This window comes from Bradyrhizobium sp. LA6.8 (assembly GCF_040547935.1).
Taxonomy (GTDB): Bacteria; Pseudomonadota; Alphaproteobacteria; order Rhizobiales; family Xanthobacteraceae; genus Bradyrhizobium; species Bradyrhizobium barranii.
Map to the genome: position 1 here is coordinate 48,452 of NZ_JBEPQQ010000016.1, position 24,004 is coordinate 72,455.

At 64.8% G+C, this 24,004-nt stretch carries 23 protein-coding genes; 3 read left to right on the plus strand and 20 right to left on the minus strand.

Going from position 1 to position 24,004, the window contains the following annotated elements:
• Window positions 1-33: 33 nt before the first annotated feature.
• Window positions 34-957, minus strand: coding sequence for an ornithine carbamoyltransferase (gene argF, locus ABIA90_RS43575; protein WP_014491303.1), 924 nt, complete (start codon window positions 955-957; stop codon window positions 34-36).
• Entirely contained in the window at window positions 957-2,165 is a 1,209-nt protein-coding gene (locus ABIA90_RS43580; protein WP_071917070.1) for an aspartate aminotransferase family protein, read from the minus strand. Before ABIA90_RS43580 ends, argF begins: the two co-directional genes overlap by 1 nt.
• A gap of 456 nt (window positions 2,166-2,621) precedes the next feature.
• Here ABIA90_RS43580 and ABIA90_RS43585 point away from each other — a divergent pair, with 456 nt between their 5' ends.
• Entirely contained in the window at window positions 2,622-3,134 is a 513-nt protein-coding gene (locus tag ABIA90_RS43585; RefSeq protein WP_166348149.1) for a GcrA family cell cycle regulator, read from the plus strand.
• A 236-nt stretch (window positions 3,135-3,370) separates the two neighbouring features.
• On the opposite strand, the gene phoB is transcribed toward ABIA90_RS43585, so the two are convergent.
• The 13 genes from phoB to ABIA90_RS43650 form a co-directional block, all read right to left on the minus strand.
• Window positions 3,371-4,078, minus strand: coding sequence for a phosphate regulon transcriptional regulator PhoB (gene phoB / locus ABIA90_RS43590; protein WP_014491300.1), 708 nt, complete (start codon window positions 4,076-4,078; stop codon window positions 3,371-3,373).
• A gap of 15 nt (window positions 4,079-4,093) precedes the next feature.
• Window positions 4,094-4,810, minus strand: coding sequence for a phosphate signaling complex protein PhoU (phoU, locus tag ABIA90_RS43595; protein WP_028155152.1), 717 nt, complete (start codon window positions 4,808-4,810; stop codon window positions 4,094-4,096).
• An 11-nt stretch (window positions 4,811-4,821) separates the two neighbouring features.
• Entirely contained in the window at window positions 4,822-5,643 is an 822-nt protein-coding gene (gene pstB, locus ABIA90_RS43600; protein ID WP_063979878.1) for a phosphate ABC transporter ATP-binding protein PstB, read from the minus strand.
• A complete protein-coding gene (gene pstA, locus ABIA90_RS43605) occupies window positions 5,640-6,485 on the minus strand; it encodes a phosphate ABC transporter permease PstA (RefSeq protein ID WP_063979879.1) in 846 nt (281 codons plus the stop codon). Before pstA ends, pstB begins: the two co-directional genes overlap by 4 nt.
• A 1-nt stretch (window position 6,486) precedes the next feature.
• Complete coding sequence (gene pstC / locus ABIA90_RS43610; RefSeq protein WP_063979880.1) at window positions 6,487-7,476, minus strand: phosphate ABC transporter permease subunit PstC; 990 nt, start codon at window positions 7,474-7,476, stop codon at window positions 6,487-6,489.
• A 144-nt stretch (window positions 7,477-7,620) separates the two neighbouring features.
• The gene (gene pstS, locus ABIA90_RS43615) at window positions 7,621-8,634 is read right to left on the minus strand and encodes a phosphate ABC transporter substrate-binding protein PstS (protein WP_063985930.1); all 1,014 of its coding nucleotides are present in this window, start codon (window positions 8,632-8,634) and stop codon (window positions 7,621-7,623) included.
• Between the two features lie 144 nt (window positions 8,635-8,778).
• Entirely contained in the window at window positions 8,779-10,077 is a 1,299-nt protein-coding gene (locus ABIA90_RS43620; RefSeq protein ID WP_354118929.1) for an ATP-binding protein, read from the minus strand.
• A gap of 31 nt (window positions 10,078-10,108) precedes the next feature.
• On the minus strand, window positions 10,109-11,164 hold the full coding sequence (locus tag ABIA90_RS43625) for a lysylphosphatidylglycerol synthase domain-containing protein (RefSeq protein WP_208084046.1): 1,056 nt from the start codon (window positions 11,162-11,164) through the stop codon (window positions 10,109-10,111).
• Between the two features lie 453 nt (window positions 11,165-11,617).
• Window positions 11,618-11,845: an Rdx family protein gene (locus ABIA90_RS43630; RefSeq protein ID WP_354118930.1), complete on the minus strand. Its 228-nt coding sequence runs from the start codon at window positions 11,843-11,845 to the stop codon at window positions 11,618-11,620.
• An 11-nt stretch (window positions 11,846-11,856) separates the two neighbouring features.
• Window positions 11,857-12,789: a haloalkane dehalogenase gene (locus ABIA90_RS43635; protein WP_354118931.1), complete on the minus strand. Its 933-nt coding sequence runs from the start codon at window positions 12,787-12,789 to the stop codon at window positions 11,857-11,859.
• Window positions 12,786-13,376, minus strand: a complete 591-nt coding sequence (locus ABIA90_RS43640; protein ID WP_354118932.1) for a TetR/AcrR family transcriptional regulator — start codon at window positions 13,374-13,376, stop codon at window positions 12,786-12,788. The genes ABIA90_RS43635 and ABIA90_RS43640 overlap by 4 nt, the downstream gene beginning before the upstream one ends.
• Before the next feature lie 125 nt (window positions 13,377-13,501).
• A complete protein-coding gene (locus ABIA90_RS43645; RefSeq protein WP_063979886.1) occupies window positions 13,502-13,798 on the minus strand; it encodes a hypothetical protein in 297 nt (98 codons plus the stop codon).
• Window positions 13,799-13,800: 2 nt separating this feature from the next.
• On the minus strand, window positions 13,801-15,195 hold the full coding sequence (locus ABIA90_RS43650; RefSeq protein WP_063979887.1) for an OmpA family protein: 1,395 nt from the start codon (window positions 15,193-15,195) through the stop codon (window positions 13,801-13,803).
• 164 nt (window positions 15,196-15,359) lie between these two features.
• Between ABIA90_RS43650 and ABIA90_RS43655 the strand changes: the two genes are divergently transcribed.
• Together ABIA90_RS43655 and ABIA90_RS43660 are read left to right on the plus strand one after the other, a co-directional pair.
• The gene (locus ABIA90_RS43655; RefSeq protein WP_166348133.1) at window positions 15,360-16,418 is read left to right on the plus strand and encodes a polysaccharide deacetylase family protein; all 1,059 of its coding nucleotides are present in this window, start codon (window positions 15,360-15,362) and stop codon (window positions 16,416-16,418) included.
• A gap of 104 nt (window positions 16,419-16,522) precedes the next feature.
• Entirely contained in the window at window positions 16,523-17,323 is an 801-nt protein-coding gene (locus ABIA90_RS43660; RefSeq protein WP_028155161.1) for an SDR family oxidoreductase, read from the plus strand.
• Between the two features lie 175 nt (window positions 17,324-17,498).
• Here the strand turns inward: ABIA90_RS43660 and boxB are convergent, their stop codons facing one another.
• The 5 genes from boxB to ABIA90_RS43685 form a co-directional block, all read right to left on the minus strand.
• On the minus strand, window positions 17,499-18,935 hold the full coding sequence (gene boxB / locus ABIA90_RS43665) for a benzoyl-CoA 2,3-epoxidase subunit BoxB (RefSeq protein WP_354119230.1): 1,437 nt from the start codon (window positions 18,933-18,935) through the stop codon (window positions 17,499-17,501).
• Between the two features lie 133 nt (window positions 18,936-19,068).
• Entirely contained in the window at window positions 19,069-20,757 is a 1,689-nt protein-coding gene (gene boxC, locus ABIA90_RS43670) for a 2,3-epoxybenzoyl-CoA dihydrolase (RefSeq protein ID WP_354118933.1), read from the minus strand.
• 116 nt (window positions 20,758-20,873) lie between these two features.
• Window positions 20,874-21,401: a DUF309 domain-containing protein gene (locus ABIA90_RS43675; protein WP_085399608.1), complete on the minus strand. Its 528-nt coding sequence runs from the start codon at window positions 21,399-21,401 to the stop codon at window positions 20,874-20,876.
• Between the two features lie 18 nt (window positions 21,402-21,419).
• Window positions 21,420-22,238 (minus strand): alpha/beta fold hydrolase, encoded by an 819-nt coding sequence (locus ABIA90_RS43680; RefSeq protein WP_354118934.1) that lies wholly within the window; start codon window positions 22,236-22,238, stop codon window positions 21,420-21,422.
• Window positions 22,239-22,462: 224 nt separating this feature from the next.
• Window positions 22,463-24,004, minus strand: a complete 1,542-nt coding sequence (locus tag ABIA90_RS43685) for a benzoate-CoA ligase family protein (RefSeq protein WP_354118935.1) — start codon at window positions 24,002-24,004, stop codon at window positions 22,463-22,465.

Below are 24,004 nucleotides of genomic sequence, written 5' to 3' on the forward strand. Positions count from 1 at the left end.
TTTCGCTGCGCTCCATCCGGGCTACAAGTGAGATTACTTCACCGCGTCAAAGCACCAGGCCAGAATGCCCTTCTGCGCATGCAGGCGGTTTTCGGCCTCGTCGAACACGACCGATTGCGGGCCGTCGATCACTTCGTCGGTGACCTCCTCGCCGCGATGGGCGGGCAGGCAATGCATGAACAGCGCATCGGGCTTGGCCAGCGACATCAGCTTCGAATTGACCTGATAGGGCTTCAGCACGTTGTGACGGTGCTCGCCTTCCTTGTCGCCCATCGACACCCAGGTGTCGGTGACGACGCAGTCGGCCCCCTTCACGGCGGCCTCAGGATCGGTGCCGAGCACGATCGGCGCGCCGGTGGCCTTGATGAAGTCCCGCATCACCTTTTTCGGCGCAAGCTCCGGCGGCGTTGCGACATTGAGCTTGAACTTGAAACGCTCGGCGGCATGCGCCCAGGACGCCAGCACGTTGTTGTCGTCGCCGGTCCAGGCCACCGTCCTGCCCTCGATCGGGCCGCGATGCTCTTCGTAGGTCATGAGGTCGGCCATCACCTGGCAAGGGTGCGAGCGCCGTGTCAGGCCGTTGATGACGGGCACCGTCGCATATTCCGCCAGCTCCAGCAGGGCCTCGTGATTGAGGATGCGGATCATGATGGCGTCGACATAGCGCGACAGCACGCGCGCCGTGTCGGCGATGGTCTCGCCGCGGCCGAGCTGCATCTCGGCGCCGGTCAGCATGATCGGCTCGCCGCCGAGCTGGCGCATGGCGACGTCGAACGAGACGCGGGTGCGCGTGGAGGGACGCTCGAAGATCATCGCCAGCGTCTTGCCTTCCAGCGGCTTCACCGGCTGGTGCGCTTTCTGCTTCGCCTTCATGGCGGAGGAGGCCGCGAGCATGCTCTTGAGCTCCGACAACGGGAGCTCGTTGATATCCAGAAAGTGCTTCGGGGACTTGCTCATCAGCTTGTCGCCCGCTTGGTCTGACTGGACGAGATCGCGGCGCAGGCGCGTTCGAGCCGCCCGACGCTGTCCTCGATCTCGGCTTCGGTGACGATCAAGGGCGGCAGGAAGCGCACGACATTGTCGCCGGCGCCGACCGTGAGCAATTTTTCGTTGCGCAATGCCGCGCCGAGATCGCCTGACGGCACCACGGCCTTGATGCCGATCAGAAGGCCTTCGCCGCGCACTTCGCTGACGATGTCAGGATAACGATCGATCACGGAGGCGAGCTTCTGCTTGAGCAGCAGCGACATCTTCTGCACGTGATCGAAGAAGCCGGGCTTGAGCATGACGTCGAGGACGGCGTTGGCAGCCGAGATCGCGAGCGGATTGCCGCCGAAGGTCGAGCCGTGCGAGCCGGGCCCCATGCCGGCAGCCGCGTCCGCGGTCGCCAGCACCGCGCCGATCGGGAAGCCGCCACCGAGCGCTTTGGCCAGCGACATCACGTCAGGCGTGACGCCGGTGCGGCGATGCGCGAACAGATCGCCGGTGCGGCCCATGCCGGTCTGCACCTCGTCGAACGCGAGCAGCAGGCCCTTCTCGTCGCAGAGCTGGCGCAACGCCCTCAGGAAGGCGGGCGTTGCCGAACGCACGCCACCCTCGCCCTGGATCGGCTCGATCAGGATGCCGGCGGTCTGCGGACCGATCGCCTTCTTGACGGCTTCGATATCGCCATGCGGGACCTGGTCGAAGCCGTCCATCGGCGGGCCGAACCCCTCGAGATATTTTGCCGAACCGGTCGCGGCGAGCGTTGCCAGCGTGCGGCCGTGGAAGGCGCCTTCGAAGGTGATGATGCGGTAACGTTCCGGATGACCCTTGGAGAAGTGATGATGGCGGACCAGCTTGATCACACCTTCCAGCGCTTCGGCGCCGGAATTGCAGAAGAACACGAAGTCCGCGAAGCTTTCATTGCACAGACGCGCGGCAAGCTTCTCGCCGTCCGGGCTCTGGAACAGGTTCGACATGTGCCAGAGTTTGGTGGCCTGCTCCTGCAACGCCTTGACCAACGCAGGATGAGCATGGCCGAGCGCATTCACCGCCACGCCCGAGGTGAAATCGAGATAGCGGTCGCCATTGGTCGCAATCAGCCAGCAGCCTTCGCCGCGCTCGAAACCGAGGTCGGACCTGGCGAAAACGGGGAGCAAATGCGGCGCTGCGCTGTTAGTCATGACGATCACTTGAATGTTGCGGACGGTGTGAGCGTGCATTGCGCAACGCACCATTGACCGGCCCGGAAAACGAAACGTGCCGCCTTTTAAGGGCGGCACGCGAGACTATCTTATGCCTGGTGAAACCGGTGTCAATGCCGCCCGGAAAGCCTCGCGAAACGCAGAATCCGTAGTCTTGCGGTGGCGATTTTGCGTATTTCCGCCACGGAACATGTGGAAGCGAGTCGGCGGACTCTTGCGCGTGAGTCACGCCATATTGTAGCGTTTGGCTTGTCAGATACGACATCTCGTGCAGCAGTTCTGATCCTCTAAGTCCTCATGTACCGGCGTAAGCGTTCGGGCGCATCTGGTGCGCCCGGCGAGCCTTAAGGGATTCTGGCGGCACGGGTTTTTCGAAGCTTAGGCATTCGCCGTGCGGCCGCCAGGATGGCAGGCGCCGGCGAAGGAAAGGGTGCAATGACCGTTTTGACCTGGTCGGATGATCGCGTCGAGCAGCTGAAAAAGCTCTGGGAGGCCGGACTTTCGGCCAGCCAGATCGCCGCTGAACTCGGCAATGTGACCCGCAATGCCGTGATCGGCAAAGTGCACCGGCTCGGCCTGTCGGGCCGCGCCAAGAGCCCTTCGTCGGCAGCGCCGCGGCCGCGCAAGGCGCGCCCCGCCCAGCACATGATGCGGGTGACACGCCCGATCGCGCGCGGCAACACCGCGCTGGCGCAGGCCTTCGAAGTCGAGGTCGAGGCCGAACCGGTCACCTACGACAACGTCGTGCCGATGAGCCAGCGGCTGTCGCTGCTGGAGCTGAACGAGGCCACCTGCCACTGGCCGGTCGGCGATCCCTCGAGCCCGGATTTCTTCTTCTGCGGCGGCAAGGCGCTCTCCGGCCTGCCCTACTGCGCTCAGCACTCGCGCGTGGCGTATCAGCCCGCGGCCGATCGCCGGCGCGCGCCGGTGAAGCCGGGTCCGCGCTGAGGTCGTTCTGAGCTCGGAAAGGAGCCGTCACACGATGGCGGCTCAACAAATCCGATGTCGTTCCGGACAAGCGCGCCTCAAACGCGCGCAGATCCGGGACCCTTAACCACCGCAAGATGTGGCTACGGGGACTCGGAGTTACCTTTTGGCACAATAATCACTCGCGGTGGGTGTCCCGGACCCGCGCTTACGCTTGTCCGGGACGACACCGAGACTGTGGCCGCAGCTCACCGAGCTTACGCCTGCTCCGCCTTCGCAAAGCGATCGTCCAGTGCGTAGCCCGCGCCGCGGACGGTGCGGATCGGGTCCTGCTCGCGGCCGAGATTGAGCAGCTTGCGCAGGCGGCCGATATGGACGTCGACGGTGCGCTCGTCGATGTAGATGTCACGGCCCCAGACGCTGTCGAGCAGCTGCTCGCGCGAGAACACGCGGCCGGGATGCTCCAGGAAGAACTCCAGCAGGCGATATTCGGTCGGGCCGAGATCGATCGGCCGGCCCGAACGCGCCACGCGACGCTTGTCGCGGTCAAGCTCGATGTCGCCATAGGCGAGCACGGTGGCGAGCCGCTCCGGGCTGGCGCGCCTGAGCAGGCCCTTCACGCGTGCCAGCAGCTCCGGCACCGAGAACGGCTTGACGATGTAGTCGTCGGCGCCGGTCGCAAGGCCCCGCACCCGCTCGCTCTCCTCGCCGCGCGCGGTGAGCATGATGATCGGGAGCTGCTTGGTCTCGGGCCGGGTGCGCAGCCGCCGGCACAGCTCGATGCCGGAGAGGCCCGGCAGCATCCAGTCGAGCACGATCAAATCGGGGATGTGCTCCTTGAGGCGGGTGTCGGCATCGTCGCCGCGCATCACCGTCTCGACGTCATAGCCGTCGCCTTCGAGGTTGTAGCGGAGAAGCTCGGTGAGAGCTTCCTCGTCCTCAACCACCATAATGCGTGCGCCCATGGTGTTCGTCGCTCCTTAAGTGTTCGGGACCGTCGTGGCGAAGGTCGTCATGTCGCCCTTCGGCCGCTTGTCAGTGATCGCCTGGCCCTCGATCATGTAGAACACGGTCTCGGCGATGTTGGTGGCGTGGTCACCGATGCGCTCGATGTTCTTGGCGCAGAACATCAGATGGATGCAGAACGAGATGTTGCGCGGATCCTCCATCATGTAGGTGAGGAGCTCGCGGAACAGCGAGGTGCAGATGGCGTCGACTTCCTCGTCGCCCTTCCACACCGCCATTGCCGCCGGCAGATCGTGCGCGGCATAGGCGTCCAGCACCGACTTGACCTGCTGCTGCACGAGGTCGGTCATGTGCTCCAGGCCGCGGAACAGCTTGAGCGGATGGAAATCCGTCTCCAGCGCCGCGACGCGCTTGCCCATGTTCTTGGCGAGGTCGCCGATCCGCTCGAGATCGGTCGCGACGCGCATGGCGCCGACGATCTCGCGCAGATCCACCGCCATCGGCTGGCGGCGCGCAATGGTGAGAACGGCGCGCTCCTCGATCTTCTTCTGGAGCGCGTCGAGCTCGGCGTCGATGGTCACGACGCGCTGGCCGAGCGCGACGTCGCGGCGGATCAGCGCGTCGACGGAATCGACGATCATGCGCTCGGCGATGCCGCCCATCTCGGCGACCAGGCGCGTGAGCTCCTGGAGGTCGGTGTCGAAGGCCTTTGCGGTATGTTCAGAACCCATGTTCCGTCTCCTCAGCCGAACCGGCCGGTGATGTAATCCTGCGTGCGCCGGTCGGTCGGCGACGTGAAGATCTTGCTGGTGTCGTCGAACTCGATCAGCTCGCCGAGATACATGAAAGCGGTCTTGTCGGAGACGCGCGCCGCCTGCTGCATGTTGTGGGTGACGATCGCGATCGTGTAGTTCTCGGACAGCTCCTGGATCAGCTCCTCGACCTTGGCGGTCGAGATCGGGTCGAGCGCCGAGCAGGGTTCGTCGAACAAGATCACCTCGGGCCGCACCGCGACCGTGCGGGCGATGCAGAGGCGCTGCTGCTGGCCGCCGGAGAGCGACAGGCCGGAGGCGTTGAGCTTGTCCTTGACCTCGTTCCACAGCGCGCCGCCGCGCAGCGCCTTCTCGACGCGGTCGTCCATCTCGGACTTCGAGATCTTCTCGTAAAGGCGGATGCCGAAGGCGATGTTCTCGTAGATCGTCATCGGGAACGGCGTCGGCTTCTGGAACACCATGCCGACGCGAGCGCGCAGCAAATTGAGGTCCAGCTTGGGGTCGAGGACGTTGGTCTGGTCGAGCATGAGCTGACCGGTGACGCGCTGGCCCGGATAGAGGTCGTACATCCGATTGAAGATGCGCAGCAGGGTCGACTTGCCGCAGCCCGACGGGCCGATGAACGCCGTGACGCGGTTGGTGCCGAGCGCCAGATTGATGTTCTTCAGCGCGTGGTGCTCGCCGTAATAGAAATTGAGGTTGCGCACCGTCACCTTGGCCGGAGCTTCGGGCAGCACCGGCGCCTGCGGCAAACCACCGGCCGCGCTCATCGATACGGAAAGATCACTCATTTTGCGGTCCTCTCGGCGCTCAGAATGCGCGCGCCAATATTTAGGGCAAGAACGGTCAGGGTGATGAGCAGCGCGCCGCTCCAGGCGAGCTGCTTCCAGTAGGCGTAGGGGCTCTGCACGAAATTGTTGATGGTGACCGGCAGGTTCGCCATCGTCTTGTTCAGACCCAGGCTGAAGAACTGGTTCGACAGCGCGGTGAAGAGCAGCGGCGCGGTCTCGCCGGCGACGCGGGCGGTGGCCAGCATCACGCCGGTGATGAGGCCCGAGCGCGCCGCGCGATAGGCGATGCGCTTGATCACCAGCGAGCGCGGCAGGCCGAGCGCCGAGGCCGCCTCACGCAGTGCGTTCGGCACCAGCAGCAGCATGTCCTCGGTCGTGCGCAGCACCACCGGGATGACGATCACCGCAAGCGCGAGGCAGCCGGCAATCGCCGAGAAGCCGCGCATCGGAACCACCACCGCACCATAGATGAACAGGCCGATGATGATCGAGGGCGCCGAGAGCAGGATGTCGTTGATGAAGCGGATCACCGAGGTCAGGCGGTCGTTGCGGCCGTACTCGGCGAGATAGGTGCCGGCGAACAGACCGAGCGGCGCGCCGATGCCGACGCCGAGCACGGTCATGATGATCGAACCCACGATGGCGTTGCGCAGGCCGCCCTCGGTCGAGCCCGGAGGCGGCGTGTCCGCAACGAAGAGCTCCAGGTTCAGGCCGGCAATGCCGTTGTAGAGCAGCGTCATCAGGATCAGCGCGAGCCATGTGACGCCGAAGGCAGCGGCAGCCAGGCAGAGCACACGGATGACGATGTCCATGCGGCGGCGGCGTGCGTAGATCGGGTTCATGTTACTTCCCCGCCTTCTTTTCAAGACGCATCAGCATCAACCGTGCAGCCGCGAGCACGAAGAATGTCAGCACGAACAGCAGCAGGCCGAGCAGGATCAGGCCGGACTGGTGCAGGCCGTCGCTCTCGGCGAACTCCGATGCGATCGCCGCCGAGATCGTGGTGCCCGGGGCGAAGATCGACGACGAGATGCGGAACGAGTTGCCGATGATGAAGGTCACCGCCATGGTCTCGCCGAGCGCGCGGCCGAGCGCCAGCATGACACCGCCGATGACGCCGACGCGGGTGTAGGGGATCACCACGCTGCGCACGACTTCCCAGGTGGTGCAGCCGACGCCGTAGGCGGCTTCCTTGAGCACCGGCGGCACCGTCTTGAACACGTCGACCGAGATCGAGGTGATGAAGGGCAGCACCATGATGGCGAGGATCAGCGCCGCGTTGAACAGGCTGAGATAGGACGGCGGGCCTGCGAAGATCGCGCCCAGCACGGGGACGCCGTCGAAGATCTTGATCATGAAGGGCTGGAACGTGTTGGCCAGGAACGGGCCGAGCACGAAGAAGCCCCACATGCCGTAGATGATCGAGGGAATGCCGGCGAGCAGCTCGATCGCCATGCCGATCGGGCGGCGCGCCCATTGCGGGCAGAGCTCGGTCAGAAAGATCGCAATGCCGAGACCGACCGGAATGGCGATCGCCATCGCGATGAAGGAGGTGATGAGCGTGCCGTAGATCGGGCCGAGCGCGCCGAGCACGGGCGGATCTGCCGACGGCGCCCAGCGCTGCGTCCACAGGAAGGCGAAGCCGTATTCCTTCATCGCCGGGAACGCGCCGACGATCAGCGAGATGATGATGCCACCGAGGATGAGCAGCACCGAGATCGCGGACAGCCGCGTGATCCAGTAGAAGGTGAGGTCGCCGAGCTTGAAGGCGCCCAAGGCCTTGGCGCGGTCATACGGTCCGGCGTCGTCGATTACATCGCTCTGAACGGCCATCTCTGCCACGCCGATCCCCTGTGCCCGTTTGATATGCGCTTGTTGTCGGTCTTGTTGTTGGTCTTGCGCTCCGGATGCGGCGCGAGGCCGATCCGGAGCGGAGGTCTTGTGAGATCCCGGCGCCCAGTCCGGGACACAGAGCGCTTAGCTCTTGATCTCGGCAGCCCAGGTCTTCTCGATCAGCTGGACGACCGGGTCCGGCATCGGGATGTAGTCGAGCTCTTCAGCCGCCTTGCCGCCGCTCTTGAAGGCCCAGCGGAAGAACTTGATGGCTTCCTGCGAGGCTGCCTTGTCGGTGGCATCCTTGTGCATGAGGATGAAGGTCGCCGCCGTGATCGGCCAGGACTTGTCGCCGGGCTGGTCGGTCAGGATGACGTAGTAGCCGGGAGCCTTGGCCCAGTCGGCGTTGGAAGCCGCGGCCTGGAAGGCCTCGACGGTCGGCTGCACCGGCTTGCCGGCTTTGTTGACGAGACCGGTGTAGGTCAGCTTGTTCTGCTTGGCATAGGCGTACTCGACGTAGCCGATCGAGTTCTTGGTCTGGCTGATGTTGCCCGACACGCCTTCGTTGCCCTTGGCGCCGACGCCGACCGGCCACTCGACCGCGGTGCCCTCACCGACCTTGCTCTTCCAGTCCGCGCTGGCCTTGGCGAGATAGTTGGTGAAGTTGAAGGTGGTGCCCGAACCATCCGAGCGGCGGACCACGGTGATCGCGTCCGACGGCAGCTTCACGTTCGGATTGAGCTTCTTGATCGCGGCGTCGTCCCACTTGGTGATCTTGCCGAGATAGATGCTGGCCAGGGTCTCGCCGTCGAACACCAGCTCGCCGGGCTTCACGCCCTCGATGTTCACGACCGGAACGATGGCGCCCATCACCATCGGCCACTGGACGAGGCCGTCCTTTTCGAGCTGCTCGGCCTTGAGCGGCGCGTCGCTGGCGCCGAAGGTCACGGTCTTGGCCTGGATCTGCTTGATGCCGCCGCCGGAGCCGATCGACTGGTAGTTCAGACCGTTGCCGGTCTCCTTCTTGTAGGCGTCAGCCCACTTGGAATAGATCGGGAACGGGAACGTCGCACCGGCACCCGTGATGTCGGCAGCAAACGCCGCCGTCGCCGATGCGGCGACCAAGCCGGCAGCGACGATAGTTTTGATGAAATTCATGGTGGTCTCCATACAGGGGAGCGAAGCGCCATCCGCGCCCGATCGCGCTCCCCGTGCCGCCCCTTTAGGAGCGGTCGGCTGTGCTTTTACGAAGGTTTCGTGACAGCTGGATGACACGGCCAAGCGATTGAAATCGCTTGAATATCAGGTTGGAGCCGCGGTCTTCGCCTGGGGAAAACAGGCCGTGAATACGGCGCCCTGCTTGGGCACGCTCTCGATCAAAAGCCGGCCGCGATGGCGGTTAAGAATATGTTTCACCAGCGATAATCCGAGCCCCGTCCCGCCCTGCGAGCGGCTGTCGCCGACGTCGACCCGGTAGAACCGCTCGGTCAGTCGCGGCAGATGCTCGGGCGCGATGCCGGGTCCGAAATCCCGGACCAGGACCCGGATTTCCTGAGTTCCATCAGTGGCTGCCGCGGCGGCCAGCGACACGATGACACGTCCGCCCGACGCCCCGTATTTGAGGGCGTTCTCGATCAGGTTCTCGAACAGGCGAAGCAATTCCTCGCGGTCGCCCGCAATCATCACCGGAGTCTCAGGCAGATGGGTCTCGACCTCGACCTGGCGCTCCCGCGCCAGCGGCTCGAGCCCGTCGGCGACCTGGAAGATGATCGGCAGCAGGTCGACCAGGGTGTCGGGCCGCACATGGGCCGACAGCTCGACCCGCGACAGCGAGAGCAGATCGTCGATCAGGCGCGCCATCCGGGTCGCCTGATTGTGCATGATGCCGAGGAACCGCTCGCGTGCCTTGGGATCGTCCTTGGCCTGGCCCTGGAGCGTGTCGATGAAGCCCGACAGCGCGGCGAGCGGCGTACGCAGCTCGTGGCTGGCATTGGCGACGAAGTCTGCGCGCATCTCCTCGACCCGGCGCAGCGGCGTCTGGTCGTGGAAGGTCATCAGCATGCATTTGTCGGCGCCGCCGAAGGAGGTCGGCACCGGCACCGGTGTGATGGTCAGCTCCATCCAGCGGTCGACCGGCACATGGTCGAGATAGGTCGTGCGCCGCGGCTCGGTGGTCGCGATCGACTCCCGCAGCGCTGTGATGATCTCCGGCGAGCGCAGCGCGAACTGGGCGAGCTCGTTCTTGCGCAGTGCCGGCGCCAGCTGGGCGGCGGCGGCATTGAGATGGATGACACGCCCGGCGCGGTCGAGCAGCACCGCCGGATCCGGCATGCCGGCGACGACCGCGGCCACTGCCGCGCTCTCGACCGGGTTGACGCGGCGGGTGTCGTCGCGCGAGGCCGCATTGTCGTGCAGCCGCCAGGGGATCAGCGCCGCGGCCGCGATGCAGAGGAACACCGTGGCTGCCCGCATCACCGACAATTCGCCGAGCGAGACCACCACCGACAGCGCCAGCGCCGCGGCGATCAGGATGACGGTCGAGTGCCGCAGCCGGTCGGACCAGGGCTGCGCGGAGGGAGAAGATGGGGCGTCGATCGCCATCGGGGCGGGCTTCTCCTAAGGGATGCGCCGGTCAGGCGCCGGTGTCGCTGCGCTCTCTCACATAGGCGGCTTCACGCGCCGGGCCGGGGTCGAGCTTGAGCGCCGCCTGCTGCAAGCGCTTCGATCGAGCGCCGATTATAACCTCGCGAAACGTCAGCAAGATTACAGATATGACGAAGGGGGAGAGATAATAGAGGACGCGGAACAGGAGCATGCCACCCAGCAGTTCTTCGCGGTCCATCTGCCAGAGGCCAACCAGCATGGCGGCATCGAACACGCCGAGCCCTCCCGGCGAGTGGCTGGCGAAACCGAGCAACGTCGCCGAGACGAAGATCACCGCCACCACGACGAAGCCGAGATTGGGCTCGTCCGGGACCAGCACGTACATCGCGAGCGCGCAGAAGCCGAGATCGATGATGCCGATGGCGATCTGGAGCAGCGTCAACGGGCCGCCCGGCAGCACCACGGTCCAGGGCCCGCGGCCGACCACCCGCGGCTGGGTCCAGACCCAGACCACATAGGCGACCAGCCCCGCGATGATCATCATCGCCAGCATCCGGTTCAGCCAGGGCGGAAGCTGGTCGATCGAGGCAGCGGCTTCCGGATGGTAGGAGATGCCGAGGCCGAGCACGGCGGCATTGCCGAGCCAGAAGGTCAGGCCGGCGAGAAAGCAGATCTTTGCGACGTCGATCGCGTTCAGGCCATAGGCCGAATAGATGCGGTAGCGCACCGCGCCGCCGGTGAAGACGCTGGCGCCGACATTGTGGCCGATCGAATAGCTGGTGAAGGCGGCGAGCGCATTGATGCGGTAGGGCACATGGGTGTGACCGATCGCGCGCACGGCGAACAGATCGTAGAAGGTCAGGGTGAAATAGCCCGCGGCCACGAACAGCGCCGCCATCGCGATCTGGCTCGGCTCGGTGCTCTTGATCGCTTCGAGGACCTCGTTGACGTCGATGCCCCGCAGCATGTGGTAGAGCACATAGCAAGCGATGCCGATGACCGCGACGCTGATCACAACTCCAAGCTTATGCAGGACTTGCTTCTGGCGCAGAAACGTCATCGCCCTGCGTATGGCTTCCAGCATCTAGACCTCGAACAACGCTTCAGCGGCCGGGGTGGCCGGCGGACAGGCGGACGACGCACAGGCATTCAACGAACCCTTGCCGCCGGCTCCGGCATCGCGCATGCCCCATGCCCTTCCACTAGCGCGTTTTGGGGCGGAGTGGAATTCAGCAATTCGAACAAAAACTCGTGCCTTCAATATTTTAGGCAGGGTTGCGGGCTCCTGATGCACGGATTGGCGCTTTCGGCGGCAAGACTGACGCGAATCTCCATGGCAATCCTGCGCAGGCGCCATGAAGTTTTGATGATTTCGACCGCACAATGTTCCGTCACGACTTAAGCCGACGTCAATCTATGGGCCGCCCCCGCCTGGCGAAAGAGGGGGTGGCCGGCGCTGTTGTTCAGGGATTTCAGGTGGGCCGAAAGGCCGCGGCGAGGGTGGCGGCCTCAGGAAGCGATCGGAATCCGCCCCGGATCAGTGCCACGCCGAAGTGACGGCGGCCACGATTTCGTCGGTACCGGGAAAGTGGCCCTTGCTGCGGCTGGCGACGATGCTGTCGCCGACCTTGACCTGGAAGATCCCACCCTTGGCGGGCACGAGAGCCGCCTCCAGCGCCAGATGCTGCCGCAGCGCAGCAGCGGCGTCCTTGGCGCGCTTCTCGTAGCCGCAGGGACGGCAATAGATGATGGTCACATCAGCCATCTCGCCCGCCTTCAGGCAGCACGCTGCTGGCGCACGGCTTCGATGCCGGCGATCCAGCCGGCGACGGAGCGGCCGATCGCCTCGGGGTGATCCTCCTGGAGAAAGTGCAGCCCGGGTCCGAGGCGAACCAATGCGCAGTGCTTCAGCGAGGCTGCGAACCGCTCGGCGAATTCGGGCGCGACGAGCGCGCCGGGCGTGCCCGAGAACAACAGCTTCGGATAGGACGATGCAGCCAGCGCCGCATGCGCGGATTGGAGCGTCTCGTAGACGTCGGCGGGCTCGCCTGCGATCGGCAGTTCGCGGGGGAAGGCGAGAACGGGCCGGCGGCTCTCCGGCGTTGGGAATGGCGCACGGTAAGGCGCCATCTCGTCCTCGCCGAGCTTGCGAACGATGCCACCGGGCAGCACGCGTTCGACGAACGCGTTCGCCTCGAGGATCATCGCTTCGCCCTCGCCCGGCGTCCTGAATTTGCGGAACGCCGCCCTCGCCGCCTCGGCGTGGTCCTGCTCCTCCGCGACCTCGGTGTGGTGAAAGTCCTGCCAGGTCGGCATCGGGCGGATGAACTCCATGAAGGCAAGGCCGCGTACGAAATCCGGCCGGCGCGCGGCGAGATGGAACGCGAGCGCGGTGCCCCAGTCCTGCGCGACGAGATAGGCCGATTTGATGCCGCGCTGTTCGATGAATGCATCGAGATAGCGGACGTGGTCGACGAAGCGATAGCCGATGTCGGGCTTGCCGGACTGGCCGAAGCCGACGAGATCGGGCGCGATGCAATGTGCGACCGGCGATACAAGCGGCAGGATGTCGCGCCAGATATGCGACGACGTCGGGTTGCCGTGCAGGAACAGGGCAGCGGGCGCATCGCGATCTCCCGCCTCGCGATAGGCCATCGTGCTTCCCAGCACGGACGCTTTGAGAATCTCGATTTCAGTTGGCTTGCTCATGTCAGCTCCCTGAAGACGGTTTGAAAGGCGATGGTCTTGAAACGTTCGAGGGCGTTGGGATTGCGGTCGACCTTCATGCGCAGGATCGCGCCCTGCCAGGACGCGAGCAGGAAATCGGCAAGCTCTTCGGGCTCGAAATCGGATGCGATCTCGCGGCACGTCTGGGCGTCCCTGATGCAGGCGGCGAACGGCGCGCGCCATTGCGCGAAGATTTCGGCGAGACGCGCGCGCAGCATTTCGCTGCTGGCTGATGCCTCCAGGCTGAGGTCACCGATCAGGCAGCCACGGCCATAGCCGTCGACCTCGAGCCGGCCGGTGATGATGTCGAGATAGCGCCGCAGCCGCGCGCGCGGCGTCAGCGAGGTGTCGTCGAGCGCCTCCGCGACCAGCCCCCTCGTGGTGTCGAAGTAGCGGTCGAGCACCTCGGAGGCGAATATCTCTTTGGAGCGAAAATGGTTGGTGAAGGACCCCTGCGGCGCGCCTGCCGCAGCGGTGACGTCGCGCACGCTGGTGCCGTGATAGCCGGTCCTGAACATGACCTTCAGGCCGGCATCGAGGATGGCGTCTTTGAGTGAGGGCTTTGGCATAAGGAAAACAATACGTACGTACGTATTAATGTCAAGCGCATTGCGATCGTTCGGCAATTTGCTTGCCGATCAAGCCGTTATCGCAATGTTGGATAGAGGCCCGCCCTCCGAGCGAGCCTGAAGATCTAAGCCGCCGGCTGGCTCCGCGAGACCACCCTGTCGCGCAGCCAGGCGCCGATGGTGCAGCCGACGAGGTAGCAGGCGAACATGACCAGCCCGAGATCGAGCCAATAGCCGAAGCGGCCGGGCACCACATGCGCGAACGAGGCTGCGACCAAGGCGGCGGCAAGCACGGCGAGCCAGCGCGCGGTCACCTTCGAGGTGCCGTTGCCGCGCTGGACCACCGAGATCCAGCCCATGCAAAAGCCCAGCAGCAGCGAGCCGATCAGCCAGCCCAGATGGAACGAGACGAGATAGGGCATCATCACCTCACCAGAAATTCGATGCGGCGGTTCTGCGCCTTGCCTTCGTCGGTGTCATTGCCGGCGAGGGGTTGCGTGGCGCCATAGCCGACCGGAGTGAAGCGGGTGGCCGGCAGCCCGGCCTTGACCAGATAGTCGATCACGGCCTGCGCGCGCTTCTCCGAGAGAGCCTGGTTGAAGGAGTCCTCACCGTCGGCATCGGTGTGCCCGGCCACCTCGATATTGGTGGTGGGGCAGCGCAGCGCCGTCTCGATCAGGTGGTCGAGAATGCCGGCGGAATCCGGGTCGATGTCGGCGCGTTTCGTTGCGAAGCGGATCTTGCCCTTGTTCAGGAGCTCCGTGAACAATTGCTGGCAGACCGTGCCGTCGACCGGACCCGCGGCAGGCTTCACCGTAATCTCCGGCTTGTACTGCCAGTTCTTCGGAAAGTCCTTGCCGAGGCCTGCGCGGATGTCGTTGGCGGCCCCTTCGTAGAGCGCATCGCCCGACAGCTTCACCTCGCGATCGGACACCACGAGCGTACCGGTCGACAGCCGCGACAGCCCGCCGAGCGCTGCGACCACGGCAGTATTGAAGGAGCCGGGTGCGCCGACGCTGGCCTTGAGATTGTCGACGACCTTTTCGGTGAAGAACTTTCGCGAGGCACTCGTTGCAATGGCCGCGTGCACGTTGTTGTCAGGCACGTAGCCCGTCAGCGTCACCGTCGCAGCAACCGGGTCCTTGTAGGCCTGGAAGATGTAGGGCGGCGCCTTGACATCGTTGGCGGCGACCGAAAAGCCCTCCGGCAGGTTCTTGAGCGCGGCCGCGATCGCCTCACGGCCGCCGAGGTCGCGCGCCATGCCCGACAGATTGACCTTGGTGTCGGTGATCGTGATCTTGCCGTCCTTGAGCTTGCCGATCTGGTCGAGCAGCAGCATCGCGGCCGCCTCGAACCGCGGCGGCGCGCCGCGCGCGAGACCCATCTGATCGGCGACCTCGGTCCCGTTGACCTCCTTGCGCGCGGCCTCGGTCAGGCGCGCCTTCATCGACGGCAGGGGCGCGGAGCCGGACAGCGTCACCCGCACCACGTCACGCTCGGCATTCCAGACGAAGGGCGTTGCTTCGGGAACAAGGCGGGTCCGGTCGTCGACCAGGCGCACGCCCGGGACGAGCTCGACTGCCATCACGGCATCGCGGCGCCCCTCCTCGGAAAAGGCGTCCGCGGCCAGGCCGACGTCCCGGCCGTCGACCGCGATCCGGGTCTTGTCCAGAACGGTCTCCTTGAGCGCGGCCGAGCTGCGGGCGGACAGGTCCGCCTCGACCGGCAAGGTATTATTCCAGGCCGCAAATCCCCACATGACGGCCAGGGGGATCAGCCCTGGCCACCATTTGCTGGCCCACCTGAAAAGCTTCTGCATTCAACGACCCGAACTCTGGAACCGGAGACAAAACAAACCCTTGGCGGGCTGTCAAACCGGAAATGATGCCCTTCCGAAGGCCATGCGTCGACAATTGGAATAACTTTTTCTTCAAGAGTTCTTCCGTAAGTTGAAAGTGGAATGCCAGAGTTCGCCAGCCGGTCATGAAACAACTCCGAAATAACGTCATCCGCGCCGGGCTGGGGGCACTCTATTTCAGCGGGGCGCACCACCTGTTGCGCCCGCTCTTGTCGGGCGTCGGCGCCATTTTCATGCTGCACCACGTGCGGCCGGCCCGCGAGGCTGCGTTCCAGCCGAACCGGCACCTCGAAGTGACCCCCGATTTCCTGCGCGCCACCCTGAGCCATTTGCGCTCGCGCGGGATCGACATCGTCAGCATGGACGAGCTGCATGAGCGGCTGGTGCAGGGCCGGTTCACCCGCCCCTTCGCCGCCTTCACCCTCGACGACGGTTACCGCGACAATCTCGAATTCGCGCTGCCGGTTCTGCGCGAATTTGACGCGCCCTTGGCCGTCTATGTCGCGAGCGAATTTGCCGAGGGCACCGGACGCCTGTGGTGGACCGCGCTGGAAACCGTGATCGCCAAGGCCGAACAGATCGACATCCAGATCGGAAATTCCGCGCTGCGGCTGGACGCAACAACCCCTGCCGCAAAACAAATGGCGTTCGACCGCCTGCACGATTGGCTGCGCGCGCTGCCGGGCGAACATGATCTCAAGCGCGAGATCGAGGCGCTCTGCGCCAGATACGACGTCGACATGGCCGCGCTGTGCCGCAGCCTGTGCCTGTCCTGGGACGAGGTGAAGGCATTTGCCGCCGATCCGCTGGTCACGATCGGCGCGCACACCATCAGCCATTGCAATCTCGCCAGGCAGAGCGAGGGGATCGCCGCACAGGAGATGGCGGTAAGCCGCGCGCGGATCGAGCAGGCGCTCGGCCGTACCGTGCTGCACTTCGCCTACCCCTATGGCGACCGCGAAGCGGCGGGCGAGCGCGAATTCGCTCTCGCTGCATCGGCCGGCTTCAAGACCGCGGTGACGACCCGGCCCGGCATGCTGTTCGCCGAGAACGCCGGCCACATGACCGCGCTGCCGCGCGTCTCGCTCAACGGCAATTACCAGGACGCGCGAATTTTGCCGGTGCTGACCTCAGGCGCCGCGACCGCGATGTGGAACGGCTTTCGCCGGATTGCGGCGGCCTGATCCACCACTCAGACCTCATCCTGAGAAGCGCTCCGTAAGAGCGACGGCGGAGATTGACTCCCCTCTCCGCCGCGCTCAAAACGGCGTCAACCAAGGGAGGCACCATGTTCAACGATCTGTTCTCGCTCAAAGGCCGCGTCGCGCTCGTGACCGGCGGCTCGCGCGGCATCGGCAAGATGATCGCGGCGGGCTTCCTCGCGCAAGGCGCGGCGAAGGTCTACATCACCGCGCGCAAGGCCGGGCCGTGCGAGGCCACGGCGAAAGAACTCTCCGCCCAATATGACGGCGAATGCATCGCGCTGCCGATCGATATCTCGACCATCGAAGGCTGCGACAGGCTGGCCTCCGAGATCATCAAGCTGGAGCCGAAGCTCGACATCCTCGTCAACAATGCGGGCGCAGCCTGGGGCGCGGAGTTCGACGAATTCCCGGAGAGCGGCTGGGACAAGGTGATGGACCTCAACGTCAAGTCGCTGTTCTTCCTGACGAAGGCACTGGCAAAGCCGCTGCGCGCGGCGGCCTCGCACGAGCGGCCGGCCAAGGTCATCAACATCGCCTCGGTCGATGGCATCTTCGTCAATCCCAGCGAGACCTACTCCTACGCCGCCAGCAAGGCCGCCGTGATCCATCTGACGCGGCGCATGGCGACTAAACTGATCAAGGACAATATCAACGTCACCGCGATCGCGCCGGGCGCGTTCAAGTCCGACATGAACCGCGCCGCGCGCGACCATGCGGACGAGGTCGCAAAGCGCATTCCGGCGCGGCGTATCGGAACCGATGAGGACATGGCCGGCGTTGCGATCTATCTCGCCTCGCGCGCGGGCGATTACGTCGTCGGCAACACCATCGCGGTGGATGGTGGCGTGGTGTACGCCAATGCCGGGCTGGAGATCGCGGGGTAGGCGGGGCGTTTCAGCACAGAGCGCGCGTCACACTCCGCAGTCATGCCCCGGCTTGACCGGGGCATCCAGTACGCTGCAGCGTCTCGATCTATCTCTGCCGCCTCTGGAATACTGGATCACCCGCTTTCGCGGGTGATGACACCATTTGCATTGCGCGAGGGTCGAACCCTGACTCTTACGACTCGATCTTCACGTACTCGAAATCGCCGGGCTTGTTATCGATGCCGACCTTCGGTGGCGAGATCCAGGAGGCGAACTTGCCGGTCTCGGTGACGGGCTGCATCAGCGAGGTGATGAAGTCGCCATCGGCGGTCGAGGGCAGCCACTCGTCCTTGCGCTTGGCCCAAATGGCATCGTCGATCAAAAGACCATCCGGCGTCGCATGGATGCCCTTGAACTCGCCGATATGGCGATGGAAAGCGACGTTGGGCAGTTTGAGCTGGAAGTTATAGCCCGCGGTCGAGATCACCTTGTTCCAGCGCAGCATGCCCTTGACGCAGTCCTGGCTGTAATCGTCGCGCAGGCGCATGTTGAGCGCGGTCAGCGCCGGCTCGTCGACCAGCTTGATCTCGCCGTTGATGAACTTGAGCACCGGATAGGTGGCGTTCTTGAGCTGGTGATCATCGTCGATCTGGGTCTCGTGATAGCGGCCCTTGATGCCGGTGTTGAAGGCGTTGGCAGCGTTGGTCGAGACCTCCGAGCCGAACAGGTCGAGCGACAGAGTATAGTGCAGGTTCAGCTTCTTCTGGATCGTCGGCAGGTCGATCACGCCGAGCGCACGGACCTTTGCGATGTCGGTCGGATCGGTGATGCCGGCTTCGCGCATCGCGTCGCAGGTGCGCTGCACGACGCGGGTGATGCCGGTCTCGCCGACGAACATATGGTGCGCTTCTTCCGTCAGCATGAAACGGCAGGTGCGCGACAAGGGATCGAAGCCCGACTGCGCGAGCGAGTGCAGCTGCATCTTGCCGTCGCGGTCGGTGAAGTAGGTGAACATGAAGAAGGACAGCCAGTCCGGCGTCGCCTCGTTGAAGGCACCGAGCATGCGCGGCGCATCGGCATCGCCGGAGCGACGGCGCAGCAAATCGTCAGCTTCCTCGCGGCCGTCGCGGCCAAAGTACTTCTGGAGCAGATAGACCATCGCCCAGAGATGGCGGCCTTCCTCGACATTGACCTGGAACAAATTGCGCATGTCGTAGAGCGAGGGCGCGGTCTTGCCGAGGTGGCGCTGCTGCTCGACGGAAGCCGGCTCGGTGTCGCCCTGGATCACGATCAGGCGGCGCAGCATGGCGCGATACTCGCCCGGGACTTCCTGCCACGCAGGCTCGCCGAAATGCTCGCCGAACGGAACGACGCGATTTTCCTCCTGCGGCGCAAGCAGGATGCCCCAGCGATAGTCGGGCATGCGGACATAATCGAACTTGGCCCAGCCGCGCGGATCGACGGAATAGGCGGTGCGCAGATACACCAGCGACTCCTGAAAGCCTTCCGGCCCCATGTCGCTCCACCAGTCCATATAGCCGGGATGCCATCCTTCCAGCGCCTTCAGCACCTGGCGGTCTTCGGCGAGATTCACGTTGTTCGGAATCTTGGTCGAGTAGTCGACGTTCATGATGTTCATGGCCGTGCTCCTTGCGATCTCTTTCCGTCATGCCCGGCCTTGTGCCGGGCATCCACGTTCTTGCTTCCTCGAGCGAAGGACGTGGATGGCCGGGACAAGCCCGGCCATGACGCAGTGAATGCCGTTAGACTCTCGTCATATCGAATTTCGGCTTCTGGCCGCTGCCGTAGCGGCGCAGTGCGCCTTCCTCGCCGACCGCGTTCGGGCGCTGGAAGATCCAGTTCTGCCACGCGGTCAGACGCGAAAAGATCTTCGATTCCATCGTCTCGGGGCCGACGAAGCGCAGGCTGGCTTCCATGCCGGTGAGGCTGTCCGGCGAGAAGCTGGCGCGCTCCTCCAGGAAGACGCGCACCTCGTCGTCCCAGTCGATGTCGTCGAGTGCGAAGGTGACGAGGCCGAGCTCTTCCGCCTGCTCGGCGTCGAGAGCGGTGCCCATGGTGGCTTCCGCACGCTCGATGTCGGACGGATCGGCCTGGAAGCGCGATTCCAGCCGGGTCAGGCCGTGGCTCATCGGATACGGACCGAAGTTCATGGCCGACAATTCGATCGACGGCGGCGGACGGTTGTCGCCCTGGCGCGCGCCGATCAGAATGTAGGAGCGGTCTGCGGCGAAGACGAGCTCGGCGAGCGTGCCGGCAAAGCAGGAGCCGGGCTCGACCAGCGTCACCAGCGTGCGCGAGGTGACGTCGATGCGCTTCAGCACGCGCTTCCAATAGTGCCTGATTTCGTTGACCAGCCAGTGCGCCTTGTTGGCTTCGAGGAAGCCATCGGATGCCAGCACATGGGCGCGGTCGCCATGGCTCTTGAAGACGAGCATCGCAATCTCGAGCTCGTTGATGCGCAGATGCAGGATGGCGTCGTCGAGCTCGCGCGCGACCTGGAGCGGCCAGAACGAAGGACCCTGCGCCATCATGCCGTCGATGTCGGCCGGCGGCGCGGCCTCCGGCGCCTTGATCGAGATGGTGGCGATGCGCGCCGTGCGATCGATGTCGACGCTGACAAAACCGTAGCGGATGCTGGTCTCGTCGATGGCGCGCCTGAGCGGCGTCAACGTGATGCCTTTGCCGCTGCCCTTGCGCTTCGACTGGCCTGCGAACTCCTTGGCGCGCTCGGCGATCTTGGCCTCGAGCTTCGAGTTCGGCGCGATCTCGTCGACGAGACGCCACTGCACGGCGCGCTTGCCCTTCACGCCTTCCTCGATGGTGCAGAAGAAATCGGCGTGGTCGCGGCGCACCTTGCGCTTGTCGACGACGCGGGTGAGGCCGCCGGTGCCCGGTAGCACCGCGAGCAACGGCACTTCCGGCAGCGCAACGGCCGACGAGCCGTCATCGGCGAGGATGATGTGGTCGGTCGCGAGCGCCAGCTCATAGCCGCCGCCGGCGGCCGAGCCGTTCACCACCGTGATGAAGCGCTGGCCGGAATTCTCCGACGAATCTTCCATGCCGTTGCGGGTCTCGTTGGTGAATTTGCAGAAGTTCACCTTGTGGGCATGGGTCGAGCCCGCAAGCATGCGGATGTTGGCGCCGGCGCAGAACACGCGGTTCTTGGCCGAGCGAATCACGACGACCTTCACCTCGGGGTGTTCGAAGCGCAGGCGCTGGACGACGTCAGCCAGCTCGATGTCGACGCCGAGATCGTAGGAATTGAGCTTGAGCAGATAGCCCTCGAACAGGCCGCCGTTCTCGTCGACGTCCATGGTCAGGGTGGCGACGTCGCCATCGACCGCGAGCTTCCAGTGCTTGTAGCGGGACGGTTCGGTCTGGAAATCGATGAATGTCGCGCCGCCTGCGAGGCGCCGATCTTCCCCGGCCATGGGCCACCCTTGAGCTTGGTTATGCGTTTTGGCAGTAGCGTTAGATGCACAATAATGCATCTTTTTGAACGCGTCTAGCCCTTAACGGCCGCCGCATGCACTTTGTTTCATGAGGCCTATTGAGACCGTACGATGGCGCCGAGGGTGATCCAGTCCGCCTTGGAGAGTTCGGAACGGCCCAGCTTGGCCTGGAGCAGAGCCGTCAGCGCCGGAATGGGGAAGCTCTCGACAAAGCCGTCGCCGCCCGCGGCCGCCTTGCGCGAGTTCAGCGCCCGCAACTCCGCCTGCGCGTCGCCGAACAGGCGCGCGGCCGAATGCAGGCGTTGCATGCGCAGTCGCAAATTGGCATTGGCGATGTGAATGCAGGCGCGCAGCAGGATGCGCTCGCGGCCGCCTTGCGGGGCTGCGGCCCAGACCGCTTCCAGCACCTCCTGCGATTCCCAGAAATAGCCGCGGTCGTTGAGCGCGAGCCCGTAGCGCAGCGCCGGATGGCGCGCCGGCACGTAGCCGCGGAACGCCGGGGGCACCAGTGCTTTGGCCAAATCAAGCGTCTCGTAATCCGCGTCGACCCCGTCGGTCTCGCCCGGCACATAGGCCCATCGCGGCCACGGCAACGGGCCACTCGCATCCGAAGGCACATTCATGGATGCGCCTCCGCAGGATCATGCGGCGCGTCCCTGAAGTCCCTGATCGTCGCGCAGGGCCGCTCTTGCAAATTGCTCAATCGCGTCAAGCGTCGCCCCCGGCGCTTCACGATGCGGGGAATGTCCCGCGTCTGAAATAATTTTCAAATCTACCGGACAATAACACTCTTCCTGCGCAATATCGACCTGTCGCAATGTCCCATATTGGTCGTCCTTGCCCTGCACGACCAGGATGGGAACGCGGATGTAGGCGAGGTATTCCGAGATGTCCCAGTCGCGGAATTTCGGATCGAGCCAGGCGCCGTTCCAGCCGTAGAAGGCGTTGTCGACATCCTTGTGCCAGCGCGCCAGCTTCGCCTTGAGGTCGGTGGTCTCGAAGGTCGTCTTGATCGCTGCGATGGATTTCACCGAGATATCCTCGACGATGAAATGCGGCGCCATCAGCACGAGGCCGTTCAAGCGGTGATCCTGATGCGCACCGGCATAGATCGTCGCGATCGAGGCACCGTCGGAATGGCCGAGCAGGAGGCCGCGCTTGAAGGAAATCGCATCGAGGATCTTCGGCAGCACATCCAGCGCCTCGCGCTGCATGTAATCGAGCGGCCGCGGCAGCGTGACCGGGCTCGACTGGCCGTAGCCTGCACGCGAATAGACGAAGATGCCGGCGCCGGTGGCTTGCTGGAGATTCTCGGGCAAGTCGCCCCACAGGCCGACGGAGCCGAGGCCTTCGTGCAGCATGACGATGGTGGGGGCGTCCGCCGATTGCGGCGCGAGCCATTTGTATTCGAGGCTGGCGCTACCGATGGTCAGGAAGCCGGTGGGGGTGAGGTTGGTCATGGTCGTATTCCTGTTCGCTCCGTCTGTACCCTCCCCTGGAGGGGGAGGGTCGGCTCACATCGAGCGCAGCGAGATGTGAGACGGGGTGGGGTGACAGTCTCTCGGCGGATGCGGTGCCCGAGTGGAGAGATCACCCCACCCCGCTTCGCATTGCGCTTCGCTCCATGCGAAGCGACCCTCCCCCTCCAGGGGAGGGTCAGCAAGCGAGCCCGCCGCTTGCACGCTCAATTCGCCCCTTCCCGCAACTTGAACCGCTGGATCTTCCCGGTCGCCGTCTTCGGCAGCGACTCCACCACGTCGATCCAGCGCGGATATTTCCACGGGCCGATCTTCTGCTTGACGTGCTCCTTCAGCATCTCCTGCAAGTCCGCCGTCGCCGCACCCGGACGCAGCACGACGAAGGCCTTCGGCTTCAGCAGGCCTTCCGGATCGGCTTCCGGCACGACGGCGGCTTCCAGCACGGCGGGATGCGTGATCAGCGCGCTCTCGACCTCGAACGGCGAGACCCAGATGCCGGACACCTTGAACATGTCGTCGGCGCGGCCGCAGAAGGTGTAGCGGCCTTCGCCATCGCGGACATATTTGTCGCCGGTGCGGGTCCACGGACCTTCAAAGGTGCGGCGGCTCTTGTGGCGCTGGTTCCAGTAGCCCTCGCCGGCGGAGGGCGCATCGACCAGGAGCTCGCCGACCTCGCCGTCGGCGACATCCTGGCCGGCCTCGTTGACGAGCCGCACCGCATAGCCCGGCACCGGCTTGCCAGAGGAGCCGTATTTGATGTCGCCGGGCGCGTTCGACAGGAAGATGTGCAAGAGCTCAGTCGAGCCGACGCCGTCGAGGATGTCGACGCCGAAGCGCGCCTTCCAGCTGTTGCCAATGGATTCCGGCAGCGCCTCGCCGGCCGAGGTGCAGATGCGGAGCGACTTGCCGCCGCGCTCGGCCTTCATCGTCTCGTCGTTGAGCATCGCCGCGAACAATGTCGGCACGCCGAAGAAGATCGAGGGATTGTACCTGTTCATCAGGTCGAACATGCGCGCCGGCGTCGGGCGCTCGCTGTTCAACACCACGGTGGCGCCGACCGACATCGGAAAAGTCAGCGCATTGCCGAGGCCATAAGCGAAGAACAATTTTGCCGCGGAGAGGCAGACGTCGTTCTCGCGGATGCCAAGCACCTGGCTCGCATAGGTGTCCGCGGTCGCCTGCAAATTCGAATGGATGTGGCGCACGCCCTTGGGCATGCCGGTTGAGCCCGACGAATACAGCCAGAACGCAGGCTCGTCCGGATGCGTCGCGGCGGTCGTGAACTGGTCGCTCTCGCCGGCGACCTCTTCCGCGAGCTGCTTGTGGCCGTTCATCTTGGCGCCGGAGACCACGACGTGCTCGAGATCCGGCATGCGGCCGACGACGTCCTTGATGACAGGGTAGAGCGCTTCGGAGACGAACAGCACACGCGCGCGGCAGTCGGCGAGGATGTAGGCGTATTGGTCCGCGGTCAGCAGCGTGTTCAGCGGCACCGGCACGATGCCGGCGCGGATCGCGCCCAGGAACACGATCGGGAAATCGACCGTGTCGAGCATGATCATCGCCACGCGCTCCTCGCGGCGGACCCCGAGCCGGCGCAGCATGTTGGCGGCACGCCGGGTCTCGCGCTGGAGCTCGCCATAGGTGAGCCGCGAGACGGTGTCGTCGAAGACGAGCTTGCCGCCCCTGCCGTCCTCGACGTTGCGGTCGAGTAGCCAGGTCACCGCATTATAGGATCCCTCGCTCAC